The sequence below is a fragment of the Mastigocoleus sp. MO_188.B34 genome, assembly GCF_030065675.1.
Classification (GTDB): domain Bacteria; phylum Cyanobacteriota; class Cyanobacteriia; order Cyanobacteriales; family Nostocaceae; genus Mastigocoleus.
Genome location: NZ_JASJDK010000039.1, coordinates 1 through 25,810, shown reverse-complemented (window position 1 = coordinate 25,810; position 25,810 = coordinate 1). Strand labels below are relative to the sequence as shown.

General features: G+C 38.0%; 16 protein-coding genes. 7 read left to right on the top strand and 9 right to left on the bottom strand.

All coding sequences use genetic code 11. The features are described 5' to 3' along the window. Positions 1–105: 105 nt before the first annotated feature. Entirely contained in the window at positions 106–1,623 is a 1,518-nt protein-coding gene (gene crtD / locus QNJ50_RS11630) for a C-3',4' desaturase CrtD (protein WP_300635435.1), read from the bottom strand. 867 nt (positions 1,624–2,490) lie between these two features. Here crtD and QNJ50_RS11625 point away from each other — a divergent pair. After that, entirely contained in the window at positions 2,491–2,778 is a 288-nt protein-coding gene (locus tag QNJ50_RS11625) for a hypothetical protein (RefSeq protein ID WP_300635433.1), read from the top strand. A 497-nt stretch (positions 2,779–3,275) separates the two neighbouring features. Here the strand turns inward: QNJ50_RS11625 and QNJ50_RS11620 are convergent, their stop codons facing one another. Beyond that, the gene (locus QNJ50_RS11620; RefSeq protein WP_300635431.1) at positions 3,276–4,631 is read right to left on the bottom strand and encodes an FAD-binding oxidoreductase; all 1,356 of its coding nucleotides are present in this window, start codon (positions 4,629–4,631) and stop codon (positions 3,276–3,278) included. A gap of 262 nt (positions 4,632–4,893) precedes the next feature. Further along, positions 4,894–5,367 carry a tetratricopeptide repeat protein gene (locus QNJ50_RS11615; protein ID WP_300635429.1) on the bottom strand — a complete coding sequence of 158 codons (474 nt, stop codon included), beginning with the start codon at positions 5,365–5,367 and terminating at the stop codon, positions 4,894–4,896. Positions 5,368–5,646: 279 nt separating this feature from the next. On the opposite strand from QNJ50_RS11615, the gene QNJ50_RS11610 reads away from it, so the two are divergent. The 3 genes from QNJ50_RS11610 (at position 5,647) to upp (ending at position 9,559) form a co-directional block, all read left to right on the top strand. Continuing rightward, positions 5,647–6,906, top strand: a complete 1,260-nt coding sequence (locus tag QNJ50_RS11610) for a GTP cyclohydrolase II (RefSeq protein WP_300635428.1) — start codon at positions 5,647–5,649, stop codon at positions 6,904–6,906. Between the two features lie 461 nt (positions 6,907–7,367). Beyond that, positions 7,368–8,612, top strand: coding sequence for a URC4/urg3 family protein (locus tag QNJ50_RS11605; RefSeq protein ID WP_300635427.1), 1,245 nt, complete (start codon positions 7,368–7,370; stop codon positions 8,610–8,612). 311 nt (positions 8,613–8,923) lie between these two features. Next, positions 8,924–9,559 (top strand): uracil phosphoribosyltransferase, encoded by a 636-nt coding sequence (gene upp / locus QNJ50_RS11600; protein WP_300635426.1) that lies wholly within the window; start codon positions 8,924–8,926, stop codon positions 9,557–9,559. A gap of 163 nt (positions 9,560–9,722) precedes the next feature. Here the strand turns inward: upp and QNJ50_RS11595 are convergent, their stop codons facing one another. Then, entirely contained in the window at positions 9,723–11,228 is a 1,506-nt protein-coding gene (locus QNJ50_RS11595; RefSeq protein ID WP_300635424.1) for an SAM-dependent methyltransferase, read from the bottom strand. A gap of 71 nt (positions 11,229–11,299) precedes the next feature. Here QNJ50_RS11595 and QNJ50_RS11590 point away from each other — a divergent pair, with 71 nt between their 5' ends. Further along, positions 11,300–12,040, top strand: a complete 741-nt coding sequence (locus QNJ50_RS11590) for a pyridoxine 5'-phosphate synthase (protein WP_300635423.1) — start codon at positions 11,300–11,302, stop codon at positions 12,038–12,040. An 80-nt stretch (positions 12,041–12,120) separates the two neighbouring features. On the opposite strand, the gene bioA is transcribed toward QNJ50_RS11590, so the two are convergent. Then, positions 12,121–13,410 carry an adenosylmethionine--8-amino-7-oxononanoate transaminase gene (gene bioA, locus QNJ50_RS11585; protein WP_300635421.1) on the bottom strand — a complete coding sequence of 430 codons (1,290 nt, stop codon included), beginning with the start codon at positions 13,408–13,410 and terminating at the stop codon, positions 12,121–12,123. Positions 13,411–13,837: 427 nt separating this feature from the next. Between bioA and QNJ50_RS11580 the strand changes: the two genes are divergently transcribed. After that, entirely contained in the window at positions 13,838–15,052 is a 1,215-nt protein-coding gene (locus QNJ50_RS11580; protein WP_300635419.1) for an SUMF1/EgtB/PvdO family nonheme iron enzyme, read from the top strand. Between the two features lie 1,271 nt (positions 15,053–16,323). Here the strand turns inward: QNJ50_RS11580 and QNJ50_RS11575 are convergent. The 4 genes from QNJ50_RS11575 to lepB form a co-directional block, all read right to left on the bottom strand. After that, positions 16,324–18,072 carry a R3H domain-containing nucleic acid-binding protein gene (locus tag QNJ50_RS11575; protein WP_300635418.1) on the bottom strand — a complete coding sequence of 583 codons (1,749 nt, stop codon included), beginning with the start codon at positions 18,070–18,072 and terminating at the stop codon, positions 16,324–16,326. Positions 18,073–18,113: 41 nt separating this feature from the next. Then, positions 18,114–19,289, bottom strand: coding sequence for a circadian clock protein LdpA (gene ldpA, locus QNJ50_RS11570; protein WP_300635416.1), 1,176 nt, complete (start codon positions 19,287–19,289; stop codon positions 18,114–18,116). 47 nt (positions 19,290–19,336) lie between these two features. Further along, positions 19,337–20,650 carry a response regulator gene (locus QNJ50_RS11565; RefSeq protein WP_300635414.1) on the bottom strand — a complete coding sequence of 438 codons (1,314 nt, stop codon included), beginning with the start codon at positions 20,648–20,650 and terminating at the stop codon, positions 19,337–19,339. A 1,267-nt stretch (positions 20,651–21,917) separates the two neighbouring features. Beyond that, positions 21,918–22,565 carry a signal peptidase I gene (gene lepB / locus QNJ50_RS11560; RefSeq protein WP_300635413.1) on the bottom strand — a complete coding sequence of 216 codons (648 nt, stop codon included), beginning with the start codon at positions 22,563–22,565 and terminating at the stop codon, positions 21,918–21,920. Between the two features lie 261 nt (positions 22,566–22,826). Between lepB and QNJ50_RS11555 the strand changes: the two genes are divergently transcribed. Next, a complete protein-coding gene (locus QNJ50_RS11555; protein ID WP_300635411.1) occupies positions 22,827–24,164 on the top strand; it encodes a dihydroorotase in 1,338 nt (445 codons plus the stop codon). Positions 24,165–25,810 lie beyond the last annotated feature (1,646 nt).

Sequence of the window (25,810 nt, the reverse complement as noted above, 5' to 3'; positions counted from 1 at the left end):
GTCAAAATTTCAAATTCAGTTATAAAGAATATTTCACTCCTGTCTCCTGACTCCTATCTCCTGTCTCCTGATTCCTATTTTCTCCTAAAATTAAAAATTCAATTATTACTTTGTTGCTTTCATTATCTGTCGGACGACAGTTAACGCAGAATAGCTTACCCCTGCTGTCCCTTCTCCTGGATGGGTCGAATCACCAACCAACCATAAATTTTTAACTGGGGTACGGTTAGCAAAACCAAAGGGACCAAAAGTTGGTATGCGTTGACCAATACCACCCACAATTCCTTGATCGCGTGCAGTATATTTGGCAAAAGTTGTCGGTGTAGCAGCTTCTACATGAATAATAGTTTCTGGTTTTAAGTAAAAGTATGTGTTGAGACGAGAAATCGCTTCTTGGGTATATTGCTGTTTCAGTTTTTGATAATCTTGGGTTTCCCACCAGGGTGTGGGGTCGACAAATGAAGAAGCAATAATAGTAGCTTGACCTGCAGGTGCGCGACCATCACCAGAGCGACTAACTGAAACAAATAAGGAATTATTCTCACCAATGGGACCATTAGCATCATACATAAATTGCAGGTGAGGAGGACATCCAGGGGGAACAGTGCTTTCGTCTACACCCAAGTAAATTACAAATGCACCAGAAGCTGGGGGTAAATTCTCAACCCGTTTTTTATAACCGTGGGGTACTTGTTCGCCCAATAACTGGACAAAATTCTGGACTGTAACATTTGCAACTATATGCTCTGCATCTTCAGTCCACACATCTCCTGTTTTTTGGTTACGAATAATTACAGCGTTAGCTTTACCGTTTTTAACCTCGATACCTTCCACTGTATGACGCATCAATAGTTTGCCACCATATTTTTCTAGGGCTTCTACAAGTCTATCGCTTAGTACCTGCATGCTACCTTCGAGGTGATATAGACCCTGTGGTTCTTGAGAGACACTCAAAGCCGTTGCAGCATAAAGTAATGCTGTTTCTTCGGCATTTACCTGGGAATAAAGTTTTAATTGTAAATCCAAAAACTGTCGGAGGCGATGGTTATTTCCCTGTCGGCAGAAACGCAAAGCATCCCCGACTGTAAATAAAGTATAGGGTACAGTAATTAAAGTACTGGGGCGTACAGCCTTAGTCAATTGCCATAAATCCCAAAGGTTACGAGGGGGTAAAACCGGATTGCGTCCTTGAAATTTCCAACTAGCATCAAATAAATTTTTGAGCAATCGCCAAAAACCTTCGCTACCAGGAAATTGTTTTTGTCGTTCCTCTTGCCATTTTTTTGGATCGCGCCAAACATTAATTGGGCTTTCTTCACCTGGTAGGAATACAGCACAAGCTGGGTCGCATGGAGTTGCTTGTGGTAATTCAATTCCTAACTCAGAAAAAATTAGGTGATGAATCCCTCCTGGCTCTAAACCTGCTACCTGGGTTGCTCCAACGTCAAAAGTAAAACCTTTGCGCTTAAAAGTTGAAGCACAGCCACCAGGTACAATTGCTTGATCTAAAATCAGGATTTCATAACCTCTACGAGCCAGTAAAGCGCCAGCTGTTAGTCCGCCAATCCCAGCGCCAATAACTATTACACGTTTTTTTTGCTTGCCAACACTTTGATGCGGCATTGATTTATTTTACTTTTCTTCATATTTCTTATTCTATTGTATACCTTTGTTGCGATCGGTTTACTATTGGGTTGTAGTTTTTATTTTTTGATTTTTAAAAAGGAAAATTGTATTTAGATATTTCCTAATTTTACTTCTCCTTGTTTTTACTATGAAATTATTAAAATAAAAGTAAATAAAAAGACTATGTGTAAATTCGATATTCAGTTTAATTTTTTAATTAAATTTGAAATACCGATTGGTGACAATTGAGAAAAGATATTCGTATTCTACATTTTTCTCTATTTATTGCTAATTTATCTATGTTTATAGCCCCAATTCTGCATTCAGGAATGCTAATCTTTTTAATCGCATAAGCTCCGAAACACTCCTAAATCTAAGCCTAACGACTCTGTATAGAATTTTTTGTCTAATAATATTGCAAAAAATATTATTGCTTTATTTTCTGGTTGTATACTTTGAGCCTATTTTCTTTCTGTAGTTGTCAGTCATTTGGTGGGTCAAAATTTCTGTTTCACTTTCACCTGTAGTTGTACGAATGGGATATTCTTTTCTGCAAAACATGTATTCTATTTAACAAAATAAGACAATAAAAGTTTAAGGATAAGCAGAAATAATTACTTTCAGTGACAGTTTTTCAAAAAACCTAAATTGACCGAATATTCTCCAATAAGCGCTTATAAGTTGAATTTTTGCTGGTGATGTATCTTGCCTCATGGGATGTAGTGGAGATAATAGTTCCGAGAATCCCTTGACATTTCTAAAAATTAGTGTAAAAAACATGGTGTATTCTACCACTTCACTTCAGCTGCGGTTAATGGCAGTAAAGATGGAGCTATTCCTCTTGCAATTAAATGTAGGTCTAATATGTTATTGGCTCAAACGATCAAACCAAGTGGTCTCCTAAATATCTCTGATGTTTCAGCTAGATGGGATCTAAGTTCACTCTCTTTAGCTGACTGGATAGCTATAGCCAGAACTATCGGAAACGAACCTATTTGGGCATATAAAATGTTTTGTTCTGAGTCTGACCCCCAAAAATATAATCTTTCTGCGGTCTCACGTACAACATGGTCAAAGATTGCTCAAGTCTTCCAACAAAGTGAAACCTGGGCTGAAATTCAGTATTTAAAATGGAGTGCTTTGAAAAATTGATTTCTTGGCTCGTATTTGTGTCTTTGCAAGTCTTCTTGCTGAAACTTTAATTTACGAGTAGAGCGTCAAACTTTTTTCTTGTTATAAACTATGTTCTAAATAAAGCATGTAAGCATTGATATACACAGGATTGAGGTTATAAATATCCCTTAAAAATAGATTGTTTGTTGCCGAGACAATCCAACATATTTGTTTCTAAAGATTGTTCTTTGTCGTTAGTCGTTGGTCACTTAGATCGAGACAGGACTAATGACTAAAGACTATCTGAAGAAGCATTATTTATTGCCGAATTTAAGATTCAGGAGACAAGGTTCAGGAATGATATACTCTTTATACTTGTCTTGTAGCTTTCTAGATGTGGCTAATTGCTGAGCGATTGTTTTGCTTAATGGCTCGACATATTTCGCTGTGGGTTTATTACTGTTTCGAGTTGCAGAATATTAAACAAAGCGTCGAGGAATGCTAAGCGGATATTAATTGTAGGTGTTAATCAAGCGTTAATCAGCCTGATTCAAAGTCTTACTTTTACCAGGATTCATTAAGCCATGGGGATCAACCATTTGTTTAAATTTTAAATGTTCGGGGTCGATCGCTCTTTTCCAACCTTCTTCTATCAAATATGAGTGGGGATTAGCAATAAAGACTCCACGCTCTTCATGGTAGCGAATGATTTCCTTGAGGCGTTCTTCAGTAGTGTAACGCACCAGTTGCAAGCCAGGAGAAGCTAATACGCCGTTAGCACGAATAAATTCTAGATGTATCATCACTTCATCCCCGAAATGACCATACATGTGTTCGATGGTTTGTAAGTTATCATTAGGAAAGATACTTTGCAAATAGGTAATAGAAGAATCCGCTGTTCGGGCGTGTAGTGTGGTGTGATTCCATGTATATTCAGCTAAGTGTAAACCTTTGGTTGCTTCCTGTGCTGATTTTTTAAAAGTAATATCTCCTTGATATTGCTTTACTAAACCGGATAATAATTCTAAACTCGGTTCGGCAATCATTAGTAAAGCAGCATGTTTACCCTCAGGGATATATTTCCGTAGGGCTGTAAAATATTGAGGAATTGGAGATGCAAAGATACCCACTTCCTTTTTAATTAAACCATCGGCAGAAGCTAAATCTTTACCAAACCTGACTGCTGACATAAAGTCTGGAAAAGTAACGATTACTTCCGCCCAAGGGTAAGCTGCTCCTAAGGGAAGCTCCACCTCCGTAATGATTCCATTAATTCCCCAAGCATGGGTAACCTTTTGAACCTCATCTCCACGTAGTTCGAGAATGCGGGGCTCTTCTTCCATAGTTACGACCTTTAAAGCCAGAAGATTACCCCTATCTCCCAACAACCCATATCGGATCGAGCCAATCCCACCGCTACCACCAGCCACAAATCCTCCAATGCTAGCCGTACGATAGGTTGAAGGTGCCATTCGCATCTCCCAACCCAGCTTCTGGGCTTGTTTATCTAAAGCTGCTAATTTCACGCCTGCTTGCACCCTTGCAACACCAGGTTTGACCCAGATAATTTCCTGCATTTTACTAGTATCTAAAACAACTCCACCATACAAAGGTACGCATTGACCATAGTTGCCCGTACCTGCACCTCTAACGGTTACAGGTATTCTGTATTTAAAGCAAGCCGCTGCAACTTTTATTACTTCTCCTTCATTTGCTGGACGAACAACAATATCTGCAACCTTATCAGCTAACTGAGCAACCAGAATCGGGCTAAATGTATGATAATCTTGCGATAATTTACGTACTAGCTCTAAATCTGTAATAACTTCTATACCTTCAATGCTATTAATTAATGCATTTAAATTAGATGATTTAATCGCTGATTCGTTCATAAGATTCAGTCGTAAATACCTTTATTTTAAAGCAACTAAATACTTGGGTGACTAAATACTTGTGTAACTTTGTTAGCAACAAAAAAACAATTAAATTTCGCACCGACTTGATATATATTATACTCTCTCACACCAAAAATATTACGGAGTATTTAAAGTGAAAATAGATCGCTTTTTAATACTCAGTAAATGAAAACGAAGTAGAATGAAATTAAACAAACTTAAGTGGCTAGTAAAGTAAATAAATCTAATTTTTCTGATTTTAATTACTCAGTCGCAAGTTACATTCTAAAATTAATTTTTGATTAGCCAGGGAGTATGGCTGAATCTCTAGAGCGCGATGAAAAGCCTTAATAGCCTCAGTATACTGACCCATGGCAGCGTAGCATAAACCCATGCCATGAAGTGCGCCAAAATGCACTGGTATCAGGCGAAGAACCATTTGACAATCAGCCAAAGAGTTTTGATAATCACCCAGACTGTAGTAAAGAAAAGCTCGTCGGTTCCAAGCCTCAGCAAAGTCTGGTTGTTGACGTATTAGCTTAGCAAGTAGAGCTTTGGCTTCACTAATTTTGCCGGAGTCAAGTAACTGCTGAGAACGCTCAATCATTTCTAAGCCATAGGTTCCTTTTTGTTGAAACCAAATCCGCCACAGTTTTTTAGTTGCTCGTTCCCTGACTTTCTCGTCAGAATTCTTTAAATCTTTAAGTAAGGAATCAATAAGTAAAGAGTCCATAAATTTGAGTTTAACGATTGCTTATTTGAATTAAATTTCGCACAAAACTCATCGTTGGGTAAGATGTTCACTGACTTTTAATTTTTCGCTTTAAATTGCGCTTTAAGGACATAATATGCTATTTCTGTAGTCAAGAATGCTATTTTCACTAATGTCATTATTCCTAGACATAAGTTATAGGTTATTTCTTCAGGAAAACTTGATGAACAAAAATAAACCGAGGATACTTGACAAAGCTGAAAAAATTAATACTTCCTAAAAGAATAATAATAAATTATCATGCCAAAGCAAAGTCCCGTTTCTAGGCATATTGTTTTAACTTCACATCCCAGTCGCTTTGGTCCCAAGCCAATATCTATCAATTGGGGAGTTTCTGACCCAATGAAGAGGGGACCAGTTATTGCCACTTTGACCAAGCAAGCACATCGTAATGTAATTGGATCTCATTCTGGTAATTACTCAGTTTACCGAGCCTTAGCTGTAGCAAGCGGTGTGCTTCAATCAGATCATCGCGCCGATTTAACCAACACATCGCCGGTAGCAAAAATAGGCCCCCATCCCAGTTGGGCCGATCCTGATAAGATAGCATCCTTAGACCCCTTCGGAGCTGTAGTTGGAGAAGTCTTTGAATCTTACTACGAACAAGGATATGATATCCGCCCTACCATCGCGATTACTCAAGCACATATCAACATGCCAGAATTGCAAGATGCGATTGCAAAGGGTCGCTTGCGTATTGATGGCACGATCGTAAAATCCGGTGGAGATTTAGTTGTTACTAAAGCTGCGATTGAGCCAGTTTGGTATTTACCTGGAATCGCCAAAAGATTTAATATTAGTGAAGAAGATTTACGCCGCGCTTTATTCGAGGAAACTGGTGGGATGTTTCCCGAGCTTGTAACTCGACATGACCTCAAGGTATTTTTGCCCCCAATCGCAGGTATCACGGTATATATTGTGGGTGATGTTTCAGCAATAACCGATCCCAATAAACCCTTAGCAGTAAGAGTTCATGATGAGTGTAATGGCTCCGATGTCTTTGGTTCTGACATTTGTACTTGCCGTCCTTATCTAGTGCATGGGATTGAAGTCTGCGTAAAAACGGCACAGGAAGGTGGTGCGGGAATAATTGTTTATTTTCGTAAAGAAGGACGTGCTTTGGGAGAAGTAACAAAGTTCTTGGTTTATAACGCTCGCAAGCGTCAAGAAGGTGGTGATCGCGCCGATGCTTATTTTACTAGAACCGAGTGTGTTGCTGGCGTGCAAGATATGCGGTTCCAAGAATTAATGCCGGATGTCTTACATTGGTTGGGAGTGACGCGAATTGACCGCATGGTATCCATGAGTAATATGAAATATGAAGCCATTACTCAAGCAGGTATCGAGATTGTAGAGCGGATAGCGATTCCAGATGAGTTAGTTCCCCCGGATGCGAAGGTAGAAATTGAAGCGAAGAAAGCTGCTGGTTACTATGCAACCACAGATGTTCTGGATGAAAATGGTTTGGCTCGGGTAAAGGGACGTTCTTTGAGCGATTGAAAACTTTTTACTGGCTGGCAAATATTGTTTGTAAATTCATATATTAATTCGTAAAAACTTATTTCGAATTATTACGGTCTATTTCGTATATATAGAAATAGACCAAGGTAACATAGATTTTGCGTTTTACTATCGTTTCAGCACATCTAGATACAGCTTTATTTTCACTTGATGATTTATGCGATGCTTGCGCTTATCGCCAATAAAATATTATCAAGAAGAAATATTATCAAGAAGAAACCCTATTAAATTTCAGTATAATTACTTACTTGTTTTTACTTTGCCTCAACTAAATATCTAACAAAGAATATATTTCTGGAGTTAAGTAGGATATTTTAGATTAAAGGTGTATTATTACACAAAACATCTGTATTTTGAGTAGATTACTTATTTTTGGCAACTGCTAAAGATTTTAATAGTGTTGTATTAGGTTTTGGTGTATAAAAACAGGGGTAACTAAGATGAATCAAGAAATTATCAGTACACCAATAACTCAAAGGAATTTGGTTAGTTACTTGCGATCGCCAATTGCGATTCGGGAACGTTGTGAAGAATTGTTTGCAATGGTACTCGAAGGTAATTCATCCTACTTTACTTGCAATTTGGATCGGTTAGGACAAGTAGCAGATTACGTCATTGATGTGATGTATGCTGAGTATCCAGATTTACATATTCCTTTTCATAGCCGTTGGCGACATTTTGAAGCTGGAGGAATAGAACGTTTAAAGGATTTCGACCGAGCGTTAGCCCATTTAGAACCTACGGAAAAAGCAGTAGCTAAACTAGATTTAGCTATTCTCAGTATTTTATTGGATGCTGGGGCTGGTAGTAGTTGGGTTTATTACGAAGAAAGTACCGAATCGAGTTTTAAACGTTCTGAGGGGTTAGCGATCGCGAGTCTGCATATGTTCTCCCAAGGGAGTTTTTCTAGCGACCGCCATCAGATATATTGTGCGGATGCAAGAAAATTACAAGCGTTGGGAGAATCAGAATTAGCAACTGGTTTTCAGGTAAGTTCAGAAAATTATTTGGTAGGATTTAGCGGACGTTTAAAACTATTACAAAAGTTAGGTAGAGTTTTACTTTCCAAACCAGAGATGTTTGGAACAACAAATCCTCGTCCGGGAAATTTGGTACATTATTTGAGTTCTAAAGTTAAAAATAATAAGTTAGCTGCAGCAAGTATTTTAGAAGCTTTATTAGAAGGTTTTAGCGACATTTGGCCGGGACGATTACAATTTGATGGGGTTAACTTGGGTGATGTTTGGTCTCACCCCGGTATTAAGGATGATGGTTTTGTACCATTTCATAAGCTTTCCCAATGGTTAACCTATTCTTTGTTGGAACCTCTACAGGAGTTAGGTTGGGAAATTACTGGTTTAGGTGATTTAACAGGACTACCAGAATATCGTAATGGTGGTTTATGTATAGATTTAGGACTGATAGAAGTTAAACGTCCTAATGTTTTACGTTCTCCCCATCCTGTCTCATCGGAAGTTATAGTTGAATGGCGCGCTCTGACGGTTATTATGTTGGATCGTATTGCTGAGAAAATCCGCGAAAAATTAGACATGACTCCTAAAGAGTTACCATTAGTTAAAATTCTTCAAGGTGGAACTTGGCTTGCTGGTCGGAAAATAGCGGCAGAATTAAGAACGGATGGAATACCTCCGATACAGATAGAAAGTGATGGTACGGTGTTTTGAGTAATGAGTAATGAGTAATGAGTAATGAGTAATGAGTAATGAGTAATAAGTAATGAGTAATAAGTAATCAGTTATGTTAACGTCTCTGACTCCTGCTCGTCCGTTAGGACGCGGTCTGTCCTGACTCCTGCTCGTCCGTTAGGACGCGGTCTGTCCTGACTTCTGACTTCTGACTTCTTACTTCTTACTTCTTACTCCCTTGCGCAACGTTGTTTATTGAGAGAATTGACTAATTAGCTGTACATAGCTTATATACTTAGATTTTATGAGCGCGGCTGAATTCCTGAGCGCTCCTTAATATTTACTTAGATATGGAACAGCAAGTAACCTTAATCAAGCATCCTTTGATTCAGCATAAGCTGACAATAATGCGTAAAGTTGAAACTAGTACAGCTAAATTTCGTTCTCTCCTTAAAGAAATAAGTCTGCTGTTAGCATATGAGGTCACTCGCGATTTACCTTTGAGAAGCGAATTGATTAAAACCCCCATGGCTTCAATGCATGCTCCCACACTAGCACCAGAAAAGAAACTAGTTATTGTTTCGATCCAAAGGGCTGGACAGGGAATATTGGATGGTATGTTAGAGTTAATACCGTCTGCGAGGGTTGGACACATCGGACTATATCGCGACCCTAACACTTTTATTCCAATTGAATATTATTTTAAAGTTCCACAGGATATTGATAAGCGTAATGTAGTGGTAGTAGATCCGATGTTAGCGACAGGTAATTCCGCAGTCGCAGCAGTTGAGCGTTTGAAATCCACAAATCCTTTATCTATCAAATTTATTTGTTTACTTGCTGCTCCAGAGGGTCTGAAACATTTTTGTGATATACATCCAGATGTTCCAATTTTTACTGCTGCTGTTGATGAAAAATTAGATGAAAATGGTTATATTATCCCCGGTTTGGGAGATGCTGGAGATAGAATGTTTGGAACACTTTAATTGGAAAACTGAAGCGATAAAATATAGCGCTGCGCTACGCTACGCGCAAGTCAAAAGTCAAAAGTCAAAATATGTCCCTTCGGACACGCTCCGCTAACACAGGGATTTCAGGCTAGTTTACATTTTGTTATGTAGTTGGGTTTATTTGTGCCGACTCACTTAATCAACAAAAGAAGCAACGGTCGAAATCAGTATCTAACCCAAGCCTCAGGGCAATAGACCTTAAGTTTATCCGATTTAGGAGACCAACTGTAATAGTTCTTTTATTATCTTTAAATACTAGGGAATTAATAAAATTATTGGCAATATCTGATGTGAGTATTTGGAAAATTAAATCTGCTTCTTTTTCCAAGTCAAAACCCAACATATAACAAGTATCATCTAAAACTATAGGCTTATTTTGAAAAAGTCCAATTTTAGTAAATTTTATATTTTTATAAAGACTGGATATGGCAATTTTCCAAGGTTTAAAAGTGTAATCACCAACTCCAAAAATTGAAAAGCGGGGAGCCTGTTTGTAAATAGAACTTTTTCTTGCATCGAGATATTTAGAATTAGCGCTTAAATAATCCCAGGTTTTCTCAGACCACTTAATAATTTTTTGTGTGTCATCTCCGATATTTGCTTGGGTAATTAACATCTTCCTAGTAGGGGGTTGTAATTCTTGTTGAGCAATATCAGAACTCTTGTACATTGGGTACAAATAATCATCAGGTAGTTCTACTATTTCTCCCAATCCATTCAGCAAACCCTGGCTTGTAACTTGAAATTCCATAATTTTTGATGCATCATGCTTCACTCCAGAACGCCATTTAAATTCGCATCCCGAATCAATATCTGACAATTTTTTATATACTTTGATATCTGAAATTAATTTTCCTTTGGATATTCCAATAGTTGTATATGGGTTTGAAGCTTTTAAAGTATGATATACAGGACAAATATATTCATTAATAACACTTGTTGTCCCTTTCGCAAAAAACAAACAAGCATCTACATTTACACCAAAGTGTTTTTTTGCATTGATTTTACGAATAAACATAGATGAAATTAATAAATTATTTTGGCAAATATTTTGATAAACTTTTCTGGCGACCGATGTTTTGACTAAAAATGCCATAGCTGAGTTAGTATGGGAAATCTGTTCGCATATTTTCGTCAGTATCCATTCTGAAATATCAAAATTACTCTTTCCCGTAATTGCAGCAAAACCAGAAAGCTTTTGAAAATTACTTTTTTCTGGAAGATTTTTACTGAGTAGTTTACCCAATTCGGAATTTGTCACCCACGGAGGATTCCCAATAAATAATACTGGGTGTTGAAGTCGATGATTAATTTTAGACCAATTAACTTGAAAAAAGTCTTGTTCCTGTACTGATATCAAAAAATCTTTGCTATTGACAGATAAATTATTTTTAGCAATCTCGACATATTTGGGATTTATTTCCCACCCAATTATATTTTTAATTGATGTTTCTATTGGATTCTTGTTTGAAAATTCTGTTTCAATTTCTGTAAAAGCTTTAATAAATGAACCCAAGCCACAAGTTGGTTCTATAATCGTTCTAATATTATCCAGTGAATTTGCTGCAACTATAGCGACTTCTTTAGCCAAAATAAAAGGAGTTTGAAAATCGCCAAATTCTACAACTTCTCTTGTTTTTCTCACAGTTTATTTGTGATGAAATTTATTTGTATAGTTGAATTTGTACTGTCTTCATTTTTGTAAATATATTTATTATGACCAAGCTTAGTGTTAATATCAACAGGGTAGCTTTACTTAGAAATTCTCGGAATATTGGTATACCCAGCGTTATAAATGCAGCCAAAATAGTTATTAATGCAGGTGCGTACGGGGTTACAGTTCATCCCCGTCCAGACCAGCGACACATCAAACCTGTAGATGTATATGAACTAGCAGAAATGCTTGCTCTACCTGAATTCAAGAATATCGAATTTAATATCGAAGGTAATCCGTTTGAATCCAACTTTATGGATATGGTTTGTGAAGTTAAACCCACACAATGTACCTTAGTACCGGATGCTCCCGATGCTTTCACATCCGATAGTGGTTGGAATTTAACTAAAGATAGCGATCGCCTCAAACCAATTGTACAAAAGTTAAAATCTTTTGGGATTCGAGTAAGTCTGTTTATGGATGCAGATGTCACTCAAATACCGTTAGCGAAAGATGTTGGTGCTGACCGAATTGAATTATATACGGAACCCTACGCGACTGCATTTCGCAATGGTGATGTAGAAACAGTTTTTCCTAAATATTTTGAAGCAGCAAAAGTCGCTTTAGAAGCAGGTTTGGGTGTTAATGCTGGACACGACCTGAATTTAGAAAATCTAGGAAAATTCTGTTCTATCCCCAACATCCTGGAAGTATCCATCGGTCATGCATTAATTGCTGAAGCGTTGGAAATGGGATTGCATAATACAGTCCAAGCTTATCTGAAAATTCTTTCTTCAACCTAGGATGTATTTTCCTTAATGATCATAGATTGTAGAGACGCGCCATGGCGCGTCTCTACGAAAATTAGGAGAGTTATTTCACATTACAAACTACCCAAAATATCCCCAATCCCCTGATAAGCCATAGATAATTCCTCATCAGTAATACAATAAGGGGGCATCAAATAAAGTACATTACCCAAAGGACGCAACAAAAAACCTTTTTCAATCGCTTTTTCTCTAATTACCAAACTAATTTTATTTAAATATCCCGATTCCTGTGAATTGACAATATCCATTGCGGCGATCGTACCAGTAACCCGCAGTTTTTCAATTTTGGGTTCAAGTTTAGGATCTTCCCTCAATTTCGTCAGATGTTGTAAATGCTTTTCCTCCATACCTTTAAAAGCAGGTTCATTTTCCACCATCAATTCCAAAGATGCTAAAGCAGCTGCGCATCCTATAGGGTTTGCGGTATAACTATGACCGTGGTACAAGGTTTTAATTGGATCGTCACTGTAAAAACTTGCATAGATATCTTCAGAACATATGCTGACAGCTAAAGGTAAAAATCCACCAGTGATTCCCTTGGAAAGACAAATAATATCAGGTGTTACTTGAGCTTTCAGACAAGCAAACCAATCCCCTGTTCGACCAAACCCGGTCATCACTTCATCAAAGATCAGCAAAGTATCAAATTGCTGAGCTAATTGATGCAATTTCTGTAAAAACTCCACCCTACACATTTGCATTCCACCTGCACCTTGCACCAGGGGTTCAATAATTATCCCTGCATATGCTTTTGGGTTTCCTTCTAATTTTTCCTGAAGTTGGTTTAAAACCTCCTGTTCGCGCTTTACTATCTCTGGATCGTCGATGTAAGTTGCTGGGTAAGGTAAGAAATCCACCTCAAACAGCATATCGGAGAAAACTTGAGTAAATATGGAACGACTACCCACAGACATCGCGCCAAAGGTATCTCCGTGATATGCTCCTTCAAAAGCGATAAATTTTTGGCGTTGCTGATTTTGATTCACCCAATGCTGATAAGCCATTTTCAAAGCGACTTCCACAGCAGTCGAACCATTATCAGAGAAGAAAACTCGATTCAAACCATTTGGAAGTCTTTCGGTTAGTTGTTCGGCTAACCTTTCTGCTGGTTCGTGGGAAAAACCGGCAAAAATCACATGTTCTAATTCTGTAGCTTGGCGAAAAATCGCTTCTGCAATCTTGGGGTGGGTGTGTCCATGGATATTTACCCACCAGCTAGAAATGCAGTCAAGGATTTTCCGTCCATCTTTTAACTCTAACCAAACTCCTCGGGCTGATTTTACTTTTAAGGGAGGAGGAGAGGTTTTTGCTTGGGTAAAGGGGTACCAAATGTGGGGATGCATTTATTTAGAGATCGGTACAGATTATGAAATGAACTTATTTATTTAATTTGTTATTTAACAACTAAATTCTAGATCCCCCTAAATCCCCCTTGGAAAGGGGGACTTTGATTAGTTCCCCCCTTTTCAAGGGGGGTTAGGGGGGATCTCGCGAGGAATCTCATAGTTTGAACACAACCCCCATAAGCAGAAAATTGTAAAGTGAATTATTTTTGTAAATTCTTAATAGACCGAAACTGAATCATCAAATATTGTAGATGATTTTATTATTATAGTGTTGGTGGAATTATCTTTCTGATTATAAATGAGAATTACAAATCATATTTTACAATGATATCCTTTGCTCAAATTTATTCACACATAGCAATTATTATTGGGTTATTGTCGCCCTGTCAGTAGTGACTTATTTAATCATTAAAAGAAATACGTAATGCCTCTATCTAATTCCGAGCATAAAAAATTTTATGAAGCTTTACTTGATGCTTTTCCAGAATATACAGATTTGGAAATCATGGTCAAGTTTGAATTAGGTGAAAACCTACGTGTAATTGTTAACGAAAACAGACTTAAGAATGTTGTTTTTAAACTAATTCAATGGTCAGAAACTTACGGAAGATTGGAAGACCTAATTACAGGTGCTTACGAACAAAACGGAGGGAATCCAAAATTAAAAGCGTTTTATCAGAGTTATCAAAAAAAGGTATCCCCTCCTATTGCTAGCGATAACAAAACCACACCAACCCTGATTTTTCCAAAAAGTAATATTCCCGGTAATACTTCTAGCAATCCAATTCAACTAAAAACTGTCAAATTCCAAACCCCAACAGTGAATCGACGCGGTGAAATCATCAAGCGAGAACCCAAAACCGCCCAATACTTTACCGAAAACCTTCCCAACAAAACCTTTTTGGATATGGTTTACATCCCTGGTGGTAAATTCATGATGGGTTCACTAGAAGGGGAAGGATATGTCAATGAAGAACCTCAACATGAAGTTACAGTTCCAGCGTTCTTCATGGGTAAATATCTAGTAACACAAGCACAATGGGAAGCCGTAGCTAATTTACCTCAAGTAGAAAAAGAGTTAAAACTCGAACCATCTAGCTTCAAAGGTGATATGCTACCAGTAGAGCATGTTTCATGGCTCGACGCAGTTGAATTCTGTAAGCGATTATCAAATCACACTGGAAGAGAATATCGTCTTCCCTGTGAAGCAGAATGGGAATATGCTTGTCGTTCCGGAACAAAAACGCCCTTTCATGTTGGCGAAACTATTACCCATAAGCTAGCCAATTACGATGCCTCTTATACCTTTGCCGATGAACAGAAAGGAGAATATAGTTCAAGTGCTACTCCGGTAGGTAAATTTCCAGATAATTCATTTTACTTATGCGATGTGCATGGAAATATTTGGGAGTGGTGTATTGATGAATACAGTGAAAATTATGAAGTTGCTCCAATAGATGGAAGCCCTTTAATATCAAATTTAAATGTAAATAATTACCGTGTGCTGCGCGGTGGTTCCTGGTACTGTGATCCTCAGGACTGTCGTTGCGCTCGCCGCAGCTACGGCGTGCCCGACGACATCGATGACAGTGTGGGTTTTCGGGTTGTTTGCGTTGTTTCCCCGAGGGCTCTTACCTAGCCCTTTGCTTTTTAGTTTTTTGACCTTTGCTGTTCTTTCTTGCCTTTGCCCTTCTATTATTATAGCGGAGCGACCAAATTTTTTTTCAAAAAATGGGTTTTTTCACAAATTCACTTCTAAGGTCTCTTAATTTATTTATATTTATACTTGTGCTATATATATTCTACGGCAAAAGAATCACAGCATAAATGGAAGAATTGCCAATTATTCAGAAAACATATATCTATATTTCCTGCTGCAGTTATCTCTTCAAAGACAGCAGATTGAACTAAAATTTCAGCAAACAGCTGTGGTATTAATTGTGATTGTTGACTCTTGAAAAGAACAATTAAAGGTGACGAATTAGTAAATATTTTGATTAGTTTTCAAACATTAAATTGCAAAAAACCACCCAGCCTGTTCACTATGGAACAATGAAAACTAGGCGGTTTTTAACACTATCGAAATTGCATTTTTACAAAAATGTAAAATAAGTATATCACAAAACAATTTTAATGTGATACACTAACTTCAGTTCATAGACAAAGAGCCCTCGTTACTTGACGGGAACGGGGGTTTTTCTTGTAATGCTACACACTCAAGAAATCTGCACTAGAAATGTGAGCACAAGGGACACAAGAAAAGTTATGAGTCATGAATCCTTAGAATCATAACTATTTTTTTCACTGCAATACAGCTTAACTTTAATGTAGCACAATCACAATATAGATCCAAATAATCTTGGGCTTAATTAAATTGTTTGGGTTCAGATTGGTCTCAAAAATCTGTCACCACAAATGAAAAATAATATTGGTAAGCCTTAACTTAAATTTAAAGCTTTCACGTTCGCATCATAACGATAATAAATTAATCTTTCATTGGCGAATTGCAAAAGCAAAAAATTATTAAAAATTCAGGTCTAATATCCTGTGTTAGCGGAGCGTGTCCGAAGGGACATATGCTTTCTCCCAAAGGGAGACGCTACGCTAACGTTTCACTAGCCCGCAGCAAAGCTGTTAGCGGAAGCGTGACGTTAGTCATACGCAATGACATATCGTGACTAATTTAGCGGACATGATATAACAAGCTATTTCCACTTCTAGGTTTTCATTCCTGACTTCTGACTCCTCAACAGACGCGACATGTCGCGTCTCTACAATTTTGACTTTTGACTTTTAACTTATGTCCTGCGGACACGCTGCGCTAATGAATTTGAAATTTAAAATTTCAAAAACCCCTTCTCCAGTAAAGAAAAGGGGCTTTGTGTAAATTAAATTAAATGTGTAATTCAATTAAGCAGGGTAAATCCTTAATCGGCGATTTGGTTCATCCCCAAAACTGTCCGATCGCAGCCGATAGTGTTCTACTAATTCGTGCTGCATTTTACGCACTTGTGGCGAACGAGGCAGTAATTCTACTGGCTGTCCCTTAGGAATCACAATTTGTTCCACCGCAAGTCTAGCTTCTTCTAAAGCATCCATCTCATCATCGCTGGCGCTATGGAGAAAAAGTTGCAACTCGCGATCGTCAGTAACTTCCGGTTCGTCGATATTTAGTAACCGACGCAAAGCACGGGTAATTTGAGGAATAGTACCAGCTTTGAGCATCTGGATCGGTAGATGGCGCGCTTTCGCCATTTGCCTCAACTTCGCATGATTTTTCACGTGCGATCGCAAAGCCAAAATAGCATCAGCACTATCCAGTTCCTTTGTCAATACCACTGGCAAATTCAAAACCCCAATGACTTGATCCAATTGATGGCGACTAACACCATAGGGATAGATATGGAGTGGTAGATCTTCACCGTTTGGTCCCGATTCCGATCTGCCATTGCGACCGAAGTTATTGCCATTACTTAAAGATTCTTTACGTAATAAGCGTTCAAACTCACTTCGCCCAGAACCATTACCGTTTTCTGGTTCAGAAGATAATGGTAGCGGAATCATTTGTCCGCTAGCACGCCAACCAGTGGATTTCCTGCCAGAACCTACAGCAGCTAAAGATTCTTCTCTGCGGCTACCCTTCTTGTGACCGTCGATGGCAGTTAACTGACGGGTAATGTTGATATTACCTTCCTCATCAACGGTTCTAACTTGGGGAGTAGGTTGATGTCCTCGCAACAAACCGTCAACAGTATCTGCGAGATCTTCATGAACAACCCAACGCTTCCGCTCTTGCATTTCAACGGCAATTTCAAAGGTTGGAGGAGCTTTTCTTTCCAGTACAGTTTTTTGAGAACCCCTTCTTCTGGCTTCATCATCCCCCAGGGTTACAGCCTGGATACCACCAACCAAATCGGATAGTGTGGGATTTTTGATCAGGTTTTCAATTTGGTTACCGTGGGCGGTACCAACTAACTGTACTCCTCTCTCAGCGATGGTACGGGCTGCTAAGGCTTCCAACTCAGTACCGATTTCATCAATGACAATCACTTCTGGCATGTGGTTTTCCACCGCCTCGATCATCACCTGATGTTGTCGGTCTGGATGGGACACTTGCATCCTTCTTGCCTTTCCAATTGCTGGGTGGGGCACATCGCCATCCCCGGCAATTTCGTTGGAAGAGTCAATAATTACCACTCGCTTATCCAATTCATCTGCGAGAGTACGAGCGATTTCCCGTAGGGCAGTAGTTTTACCTACCCCAGGACGACCCAACATCAGAATAGATTTTCCAGTTTCGACTAAATCGCGGATCATACTAATGGTACCGAAAATCGCTCGACCAACACGACAGGTCAAGCCGATAACCTTCCCACTGCGATTGCGAATAGCACTGATGCGATGCAGGGTTTGCTCTATTCCGGCTCTGTTGTCTGCGCCAAAGCTTCCCACTCGCACAATGCAATCATCTATCTGTTCCTGGGTGACTGGTACGTCGCTCAAATACTCGGCTCCGGAAGGAAATCGAGCTTCTGGGCATCGACCCAAATCCAAGACTACTTCTACTAAGCTATCTCTTTGCGGATGGTTCTCTAAATTTTGCCTCAGATCTTGGGGCAAAATTTCTAATAGTTTTTGGAGATCGTCTGTAATCGTCATGCTTTAATATGGTGACGTTTTTAGAGATAGGGAACTATGAACTAGCGCTCCTGCTGTAACTTGAGCTGGGAAACGAGAGAATGGGCAAGCTCTACAGCTTGCCAAAGCAAGTCTGGCTCTTCTTCAAGACGGACAATAGCTCGATCGCTATGGTTATTCACCTCCTTATCTTCTAATTTTTGAAGAATTGGCGACAGTAAGACCCGGGCGTAGCTACCATAAGCTACACCAGCAATATATGGGGATTTCGGAAAATTCTCAGATAATTCAAAGAAATTTGAGGAATTGTTACTTGTAAAACCTTTCCTCCCATCCCACATAGACGTACGCAGCATTCCCATTGCCTTCATTTTGGCAACTGTATAGCTGTTTGTGCCACCTGCCAATTGCACGTATCCGGGTAACTTAGCTGTCAAAACTTTTTGCCCTAATTTCACCGTTGCTAAAGTGGTGCCACTTCCTATGTCTCCGCTCATCGGACGACCATCAGTTTGCCAAATCAATGCACCCGGCAAAGGAGACATCAAATCATATATCGATTTGAGGTATTCAATGAATCCTTTGTCGTCTGGACAACTGACCGCAACTAATTTCAAGCGATTCAGCCATGGCGCAATAGCTTGCCACAATCGCTTAAATTCCTGTTCCCGTCCTACACGAGTATGAATCTCTACAGCATCCACCCCCATTGAAAGTACCAATGGCGCAACCGCTCCCGGCGTCGACACATAGGATGATGTATAAATTTTATCATACGGACAAATAGGAATGCAACGACCGCAGCCATAGCATTTTTCGGCTAAAACACCAGAGTATTTATCTTGATGCCGTTCGAAAACAATTGCTTGTGTTGGACAAACTCTTTCACATGGTCTTGAACAATTGGGAGGACATTGGGTATAATTAAATGTTGCTTTCCGGAAGTGAGGATCATCGCCATCATTTATGCTAACCATAAGTAATGGTAAACTTTCTGATGCCAAAAAACCTTTCTCCCTAGCATGCTTGACAAATAGGGAGGCAACATGTAATCCTTCTTGAGCAGCTGCGATCACAGCGGGATCGGCAGCAACATCTATACAGTCAGCACCAGCCAATGTGTAGGCAATTGTTAAACTTCTAACTGCAGGCAGATCTTGGAAGCTGGCTCCGCATATGAGCTTAAACCAGTTACCTTCCTCAAGGGATTTTAAAGGAGCGTTTTGAAGAACAGTCACATTTCTATTATGCTAATTGGTGACTGAAAAGAGTAGTAGATAACAAATTAATTTGGCTGGTTTACTGGAATCTCAATTGCGAATTCGGCACCGCGATCGGTTAAAGGAGTACAGTCAAGCATTCCTTTATGCTTTTGCACCACAATTTGATAGCTAATTGACAAACCTAAACCACTACCCTCCCCAACCGGTTTGGTGGTGAAAAAGGGGTCGAACAAACGCGAACGCACTTCTTCATCAATACCCGCACCATTATCGACGATGGAAATTCTAATTCGGTTGGTATTCAAAGATTGAGTAGATATCCGAATTTGCGGCTGTGATGGCGGCATTTTAGCCTGGGAAGTGCTTCTATTTGCTATTTGTTTTTGTTTATCTAAAGCATCAATGGCATTATTGAGCAAATGCATAAAAACCTGATTGAGTTCGCTGGCATAGCAGGTCGCTAGTGGTAAACTACCATATTCTTTGACAATATGGATTGCTGGTCGATTTTCTGTTTCTCTAAGTCGATGTTGCAACATTACCAAAGTACTTTCAATCCCCTGATGAATATCAACCTGTTTCATTTGAGCTTCATCATGTCTGGAGAAATTTTGTAGCGCTAGCACCATAGAACGAATCCGATCTACACCCCTGTACATAGCCCCCATAAGATTTTGTAAGTCATTGATGACAAAATTTAAATCTATATCTTGAATGATTTTTTGAATTTTACTTGTGGGGCGGGGATATTCTGTTTGGTAAGCCTGTATTAAGTTCACCAAATTTTGTACATATTGACGAGCGTAGTCAAGATTACCGTAGATAAAACTAATTGGATTATTTACTTCATGGGCAATACCAGCTACCATCTGTCCCAATGCTACCATTTTTTCATTTTGAATTTGTTGAACTTGAGCGGCTTTTAAATCATCTAGCGCTTGTTGCAACAATATATTTTTTTCTTGCAGTTTAATTTGTAACCAACGAAGATTAATTTGATTTTCAATTCGCAGTAATACTTCTGTGCCATTGAAAGGTTTAGTAATATAATCAACTCCACCAACATCAAAGGCTTTAACTTTATCTAGTACGTCGTCAAGAGCACTAATAAAAATTACTGGTACATCACAAGTTTTATCATCATTTTTTAGCTGGCGACACACCTCATAACCATTCATCTGAGGCATATTAATATCTAGTAAAACCACATCTGGCAGTAACATTTGGCAAGCAGTTAACGCCATTTTTCCACTTAAGGCTTTACGAACTTCATAGCCTTGAGCTGTTAACATTGCTGACAAAAGCCTCAAATTATCGGGCGTGTCGTCTACTATAAGTATATTTCCTTTACATTTTCTATTTTTATTTAAACTCATTTTTTAGTAACTTTATCGATAATTTCATTCACTATCAAATTCAAAAACGGCAGCATTTTATATTATAGGTATATATCCAATCAAGAATAATAATAAAATACAACTCTAAGATGTTATTTCCAAGTAGAAACACATACTAAAATCTTCTATTTGCTAACTAGCTATCCGGTTTTATAGGTATAAGAGCTCTAGCTATATTTTTGCAGCATTCGTGAGAACCAAATTATACATTTAGGCAGGGCATAGGGATTCATCAGGATATAGGAGTGTAGTTATAATATCCCTTAGTAATCCTAATTTTCTTGCCGATGATAAGAGGCTTCTCAAAATATTATTTACTCAGAAAATGCGATATGGCGTACAAAAATTAACACTATATCTGAATTTAGAGGAAATTGGCGAATTTTTGTTATTCTTAGATTAAATGAATTCAAATAGGATTTTGCTTTTCTGAAGTAATAAATCTACTTATATTTTTTTTAATTTGTATCGTGGAAACTTGACTATAGGAATTATCGACAGATTTTTGTTGGCGTAAGCCTGCACTTTGCACTTGAAATACGTAGGGTGGGTTAGCCCCACTGGTAACGCAATATCCTTAAAAATTTTGGTGCGTTACGACTTCCGTCTAACGCACCCTGGAATACTAAATCTACTTATATTTTTTTAATTTGTATCTTGGGAACTTGACTATAGGAATTATAAAAGTCAACAGCCTAGGCTTCTCCTCCAGTATGGATCAGAGCCAGAGCCTCGAGCAATATAACGGTTTTCGGTTGAGTGTGGTACACCTCGTAGAGACGTAAAATTTTACGTCTCTACATTTGGGAATTAGAAAATGTATTTGATTCAAATGAAAACCGCTATATGTTACCAGTGGTAGACTGGTAGCAAAAACAGATACAAAAATTTTATTAATTTAACGCAGACAGCATAAAACACTCAAGGCTAACTTGAGAAGAATTTAAATCCTGAACCCGTAAAGGTAATTTAGGTATTTTTTATGGAACTATTGTTGTCTGGTTCGCGTATACCAAAAGCTTGCTAAAGTTTATGTTGTTCAATAATTAGTCTTATTTGCTAATTCCTTATGTTCTTCCCATGGGCTGAACACCTGGAATTTTGATTGGCAAATGCTCTGTAAAGCTCAAATAATAACTTGGCATAACAGGTACTAGAGGAGAATTTTATTGATTGACATTTAAATCAACACAGTAAATAAAATTCCGAGCGCATAATCATTTGTATCGCAGAACCAGAATATTTTTTATTTGTACAAAGGATGTTCTCGATCGATAGAGCCAAACTTTTGATTCAAAGGCCAAAACCTAATTATAGCTTTACCAATGATATTTTCTTTTGGTACAACACCCCAACAACGACTGTCATAACTACTGTTACGATTATCTCCTAATACTAAATATGAATTTTCTGGAATAGTTTCTTTCCGAGCTAAAAATGGGGGATTTTGAGAAGAATGACAAACACTAATTTCTGTTTTTTGTTCTTGAGCTAAATATTGCTTTTCAGTTAATGGTTTACCATCTATATGAACTTGGCCATTTTTTAGTTCAATTTTTTCTCCTGGCAAGCCAATAACCCGCTTAATAAAAGCATCCTGATATTGCTCTTTCTGTAAGTTTTCTGTGGGTGAAAAAACTACAATATCTCCTCTTTTAGGGTCGGAAAACTTATAGCTCACTTTATCTACAATGATCTTATCTGCTTCCCATTGGTTTGGCGAACCGTGCAGAGTTGGTTCCATCGAACCAGACGGTATCCAGCGTGCCTCAGCAACAAAAGTACGAATTCCTAAAGCTAGAAGAATGCTCAGTAAAATTGTTCTAACTAGTTCTGTAATCCAGGAATTATCTGGTTGTTGACTGGAATTTTGATCGGACACTTGATTTTGCATCTTTAATTAATTAATTACAGACAACAAGGAAGTAAGTAAACTGCCCAACAGGAAGGTCATAAAGAATATATTTATTCATTCTAACGATGAGATGCCGAAAAATGGCGATTAGAAGGTTTTGAGAAAAAATAAACAGTTAAAAGTTAAATTTTGGCATAATCTGCAAATATTTATAACTTATGGTAAATCGTGCATCTCAGTTTAACCCAAAAGCACGTTACTCTGTCATGATTTATTCATCGTTTTTACCCTGCTAACTCTATGACATCTTCACATAGTTTACTGATCCGCCGTGCAAACATTATTTTAGCCAATGGAGAATTGAGTATTGGGGATGTACTCATTGACGAAGGTCAGATATCAGATGTTGCACCATCAATTGACAATGTAACTGCAGCCCGAGAAATTGACGCCCAAGGGCTAACTTTGTTGCCAGGAGTTATCGATCCCCAAGTGCATTTTCGGGAACCCGGACTAGAGCACAAGGAAGATTTATTTACTGCAAGTTGTGCCTGTGTTAAGGGGGGAGTAACTTCTTTTTTGGAAATGCCTAATACTCGTCCTCCAACAATTTCCCAAGTAGAACTGGATGATAAGTTAGAACGGGCAGCCCAAAAATGTTTGGTTAACTATGGTTTTTTCATTGGAGCAACATTAGATAATGTTGCAGACTTGCTAGCCGTAGAGCCAGTATGCGGAATTAAAATTTTTATGGGTTCCATGGGGGGCAAGCTATTAGTTGATGAAGAAGCAACATTAGATGGGATATTTTCTCAGGGCAAACGCTTGATTGCTGTTCATGCCGAGGATCAGGCTCGGATAAAGCAAAGACGAGAGCAATTTGCCGGAATTCACGATCCAGCCATTCATTCTCAAATTCAAGACAATCAAACAGCACTACTTGCAACTAAACTGGCTTTAAAATTATCTAAAAAGTACCAACGGCGCTTACATATTTTGCACATGTCAACGGCGGATGAAGCCGATTTGCTGCGGGAATCAAAACCCGATTGGGTAACTGCCGAAGTCACGCCACAACATTTGCTTTTAAATGTTAGTGCCTATGAAAAAATTGGCACTCTAGCACAGATGAATCCCCCTTTGCGGACAACCCACGATAATGAAGTTTTATGGCAAGCTTTGCGCGATGGTGTGATTGATTTTATTGCCACAGATCATGCGCCCCATCTCCTGGAAGAAAAAGCTAAGGAGTACCCCAATACGCCTTCAGGTATGCCGGGAGTTGAAACTTCTCTTCCGTTAATGTTAACCGCCGCCGTTGAGGGTAAATGCACTGTTTCTCAAGTAGCTAACTGGATGTCAGCTGCTGTAGCAAAGGCGTATGGGATTCCTAATAAAGGTGTGATCGCTCCTGGATATGATGCCGATCTAGTATTAGTAGATTTGAAAAAATATAAACCCGTATTACGGGAAGAATTACTAAGTAAATCTGGTTGGAGTCCTTTTGAAGGTTGGAATCTGACAGGATGGCCGGTAATTACTATTGTGGGCGGTCAAATCGCTTATGAACAAGGTTGCCCGAATACTGAAGTTCGGGGTCAAGCTTTAAGGTTCATCGACACACCTTCATCGAGTTAACATTTTTCTGTTTCCAAAGTTTTATTTGGGGATTCAAGAATTTATCTGTGCATGTCTTGTAATTGCATATCTTGTACTTTTAGAGACTGTAATTGTAGAGACGTTCTCATAAAATGTCTCTACATATTTTGTATGCTGAAACACCTACAGATAGTTTTTACTGTTAGAAAAATTTTATTTTATAAAAATTCTTTAAAGTTTATGATGATTGTATTTTTTTTATCTTAACCCTAAGTCTTATGCCCTCTAAAATTATCCCGGAATATAACGAATAGCTGTTGATTCTTTTTTTATTCTTCTTCCGAGGATATACTCATGCATGTCTTTTATAAAGCTGCAATACTAAATACAAACATCTTAATAAAACCATGAAAAACTAGAGATAAATAAATAGTTTCTTCTTTTTCTGTTTGAGTTTTCAGGCAATCAAAATAGGTTTATTAACTAACTGCTTTACCACAAACAGTTAATGGATTTATTTGTGCATGTAAATACGTAATAGTAAGTGTTTTTGCTGCATCTATATCAATCTACTAACTAATTTTGTGGGCGTAATTAGTAGTAAATTATCTAATTGTCTGTAGAAAACGACAATAAATACCATAGTTGCGGAATAATATTTTAAATTTAGATTTGGGACATACATAATCATGAGAGAAATATTTGATTGCGAACGCGGTAGTGGTAGATTGACATTTGAATTGCAATGATACAATTTGCCCTTAAACATATCAGTAGAAATATCTGAATAAAAGAGGTTCTGGAAAAGTTTATTATATGGCAAGTAAACTTACTAATATCAAGTTCATAAATTTGAATATTTATTTAAAATTCATTTAAATCCCAGTAGTTTACTTGCATTTTATTAAACCTTTTTTCAAAAAATATACAATTTGATTATGCCAGCCGGTCTTGCTCAAAATACTCCTAGCAAGAATTGGTTGGTATATTTTTTGATTGAATCACTATTTACGTTAGTTACAATAATTAACATTGTCTAGATATTACAAAATATAGCGACATTAGGAAAAATTACGTAACACTTTAGGTGTAAGTATAATTAGATAAAAATTACTTTATTAATTCGATACTGGATATTTTGCCTGACGTGAAGTTGCAAAATACGGCTTTAAATTTACTAGATTAAAAAATTGCTCAAATACAAAAGCGCGATCGCAAATGTTGGGACGAGCGCATTAAATGATATTTAGAAGGAAGATGAAATGGGCAATAAAAAAATTGCGTTCTGAAGAAAAATCCAGACTGTGACTGTCAACAATTAGCAATACCCTTATTATTGCTTCAGCCTCCTCATAAAATTGCAGATATTGCTAGACAGTTAAATAGCAGCAATCAAACTGCTAGTTATCATTCAAAGAGAAAATGCTTGCCACTATTAAGAGAATTAAGTAAAAATTTGGAGATAGAGGGATGATTCATACCAAACATCATCATATAAATATTCCTTTGAGTAGATGTGTCCACAAATTAGCAGAGGAATTAGCTGCAGAATAATATTCGTATCCCCTCAAAATTTCGGGGTAAGGGTTATTGAGGCATCCATGACCAACCAAATGGGTTAGAAGAAGATTTTTCCCGAATAATTGTCCCTAAAGATGGAACATTTTCAACTTGAGAAATGCGGT

Bases quoted from the DNA above. Each gene is read 5' to 3' on its own strand.
- QNJ50_RS11575 (WP_300635418.1), bottom strand. From the start codon at position 18,072: ATGACGATTACAGACGATCTCCAAAAACTATTAGAAATTTTGCCCCAA.
- QNJ50_RS11605 (WP_300635427.1), top strand. From the start codon at position 7,368: ATGAATCAAGAAATTATCAGTACACCAATAACTCAAAGGAATTTGGTT.
- lepB (WP_300635413.1), bottom strand. From the start codon at position 22,565: ATGCAAAATCAAGTGTCCGATCAAAATTCCAGTCAACAACCAGATAAT.
- crtD (WP_300635435.1), bottom strand. From the start codon at position 1,623: ATGCCGCATCAAAGTGTTGGCAAGCAAAAAAAACGTGTAATAGTTATT.
- QNJ50_RS11620 (WP_300635431.1), bottom strand. From the start codon at position 4,631: ATGAACGAATCAGCGATTAAATCATCTAATTTAAATGCATTAATTAAT.
- QNJ50_RS11555 (WP_300635411.1), top strand. From the start codon at position 22,827: ATGACATCTTCACATAGTTTACTGATCCGCCGTGCAAACATTATTTTA.
- QNJ50_RS11610 (WP_300635428.1), top strand. From the start codon at position 5,647: ATGCCAAAGCAAAGTCCCGTTTCTAGGCATATTGTTTTAACTTCACAT.
- QNJ50_RS11615 (WP_300635429.1), bottom strand. From the start codon at position 5,367: ATGGACTCTTTACTTATTGATTCCTTACTTAAAGATTTAAAGAATTCT.
- QNJ50_RS11565 (WP_300635414.1), bottom strand. From the start codon at position 20,650: ATGAGTTTAAATAAAAATAGAAAATGTAAAGGAAATATACTTATAGTA.
- QNJ50_RS11625 (WP_300635433.1), top strand. From the start codon at position 2,491: ATGTTATTGGCTCAAACGATCAAACCAAGTGGTCTCCTAAATATCTCT.
- upp (WP_300635426.1), top strand. From the start codon at position 8,924: ATGGAACAGCAAGTAACCTTAATCAAGCATCCTTTGATTCAGCATAAG.
- QNJ50_RS11580 (WP_300635419.1), top strand. From the start codon at position 13,838: ATGCCTCTATCTAATTCCGAGCATAAAAAATTTTATGAAGCTTTACTT.
- bioA (WP_300635421.1), bottom strand. From the start codon at position 13,410: ATGCATCCCCACATTTGGTACCCCTTTACCCAAGCAAAAACCTCTCCT.
- QNJ50_RS11590 (WP_300635423.1), top strand. From the start codon at position 11,300: ATGACCAAGCTTAGTGTTAATATCAACAGGGTAGCTTTACTTAGAAAT.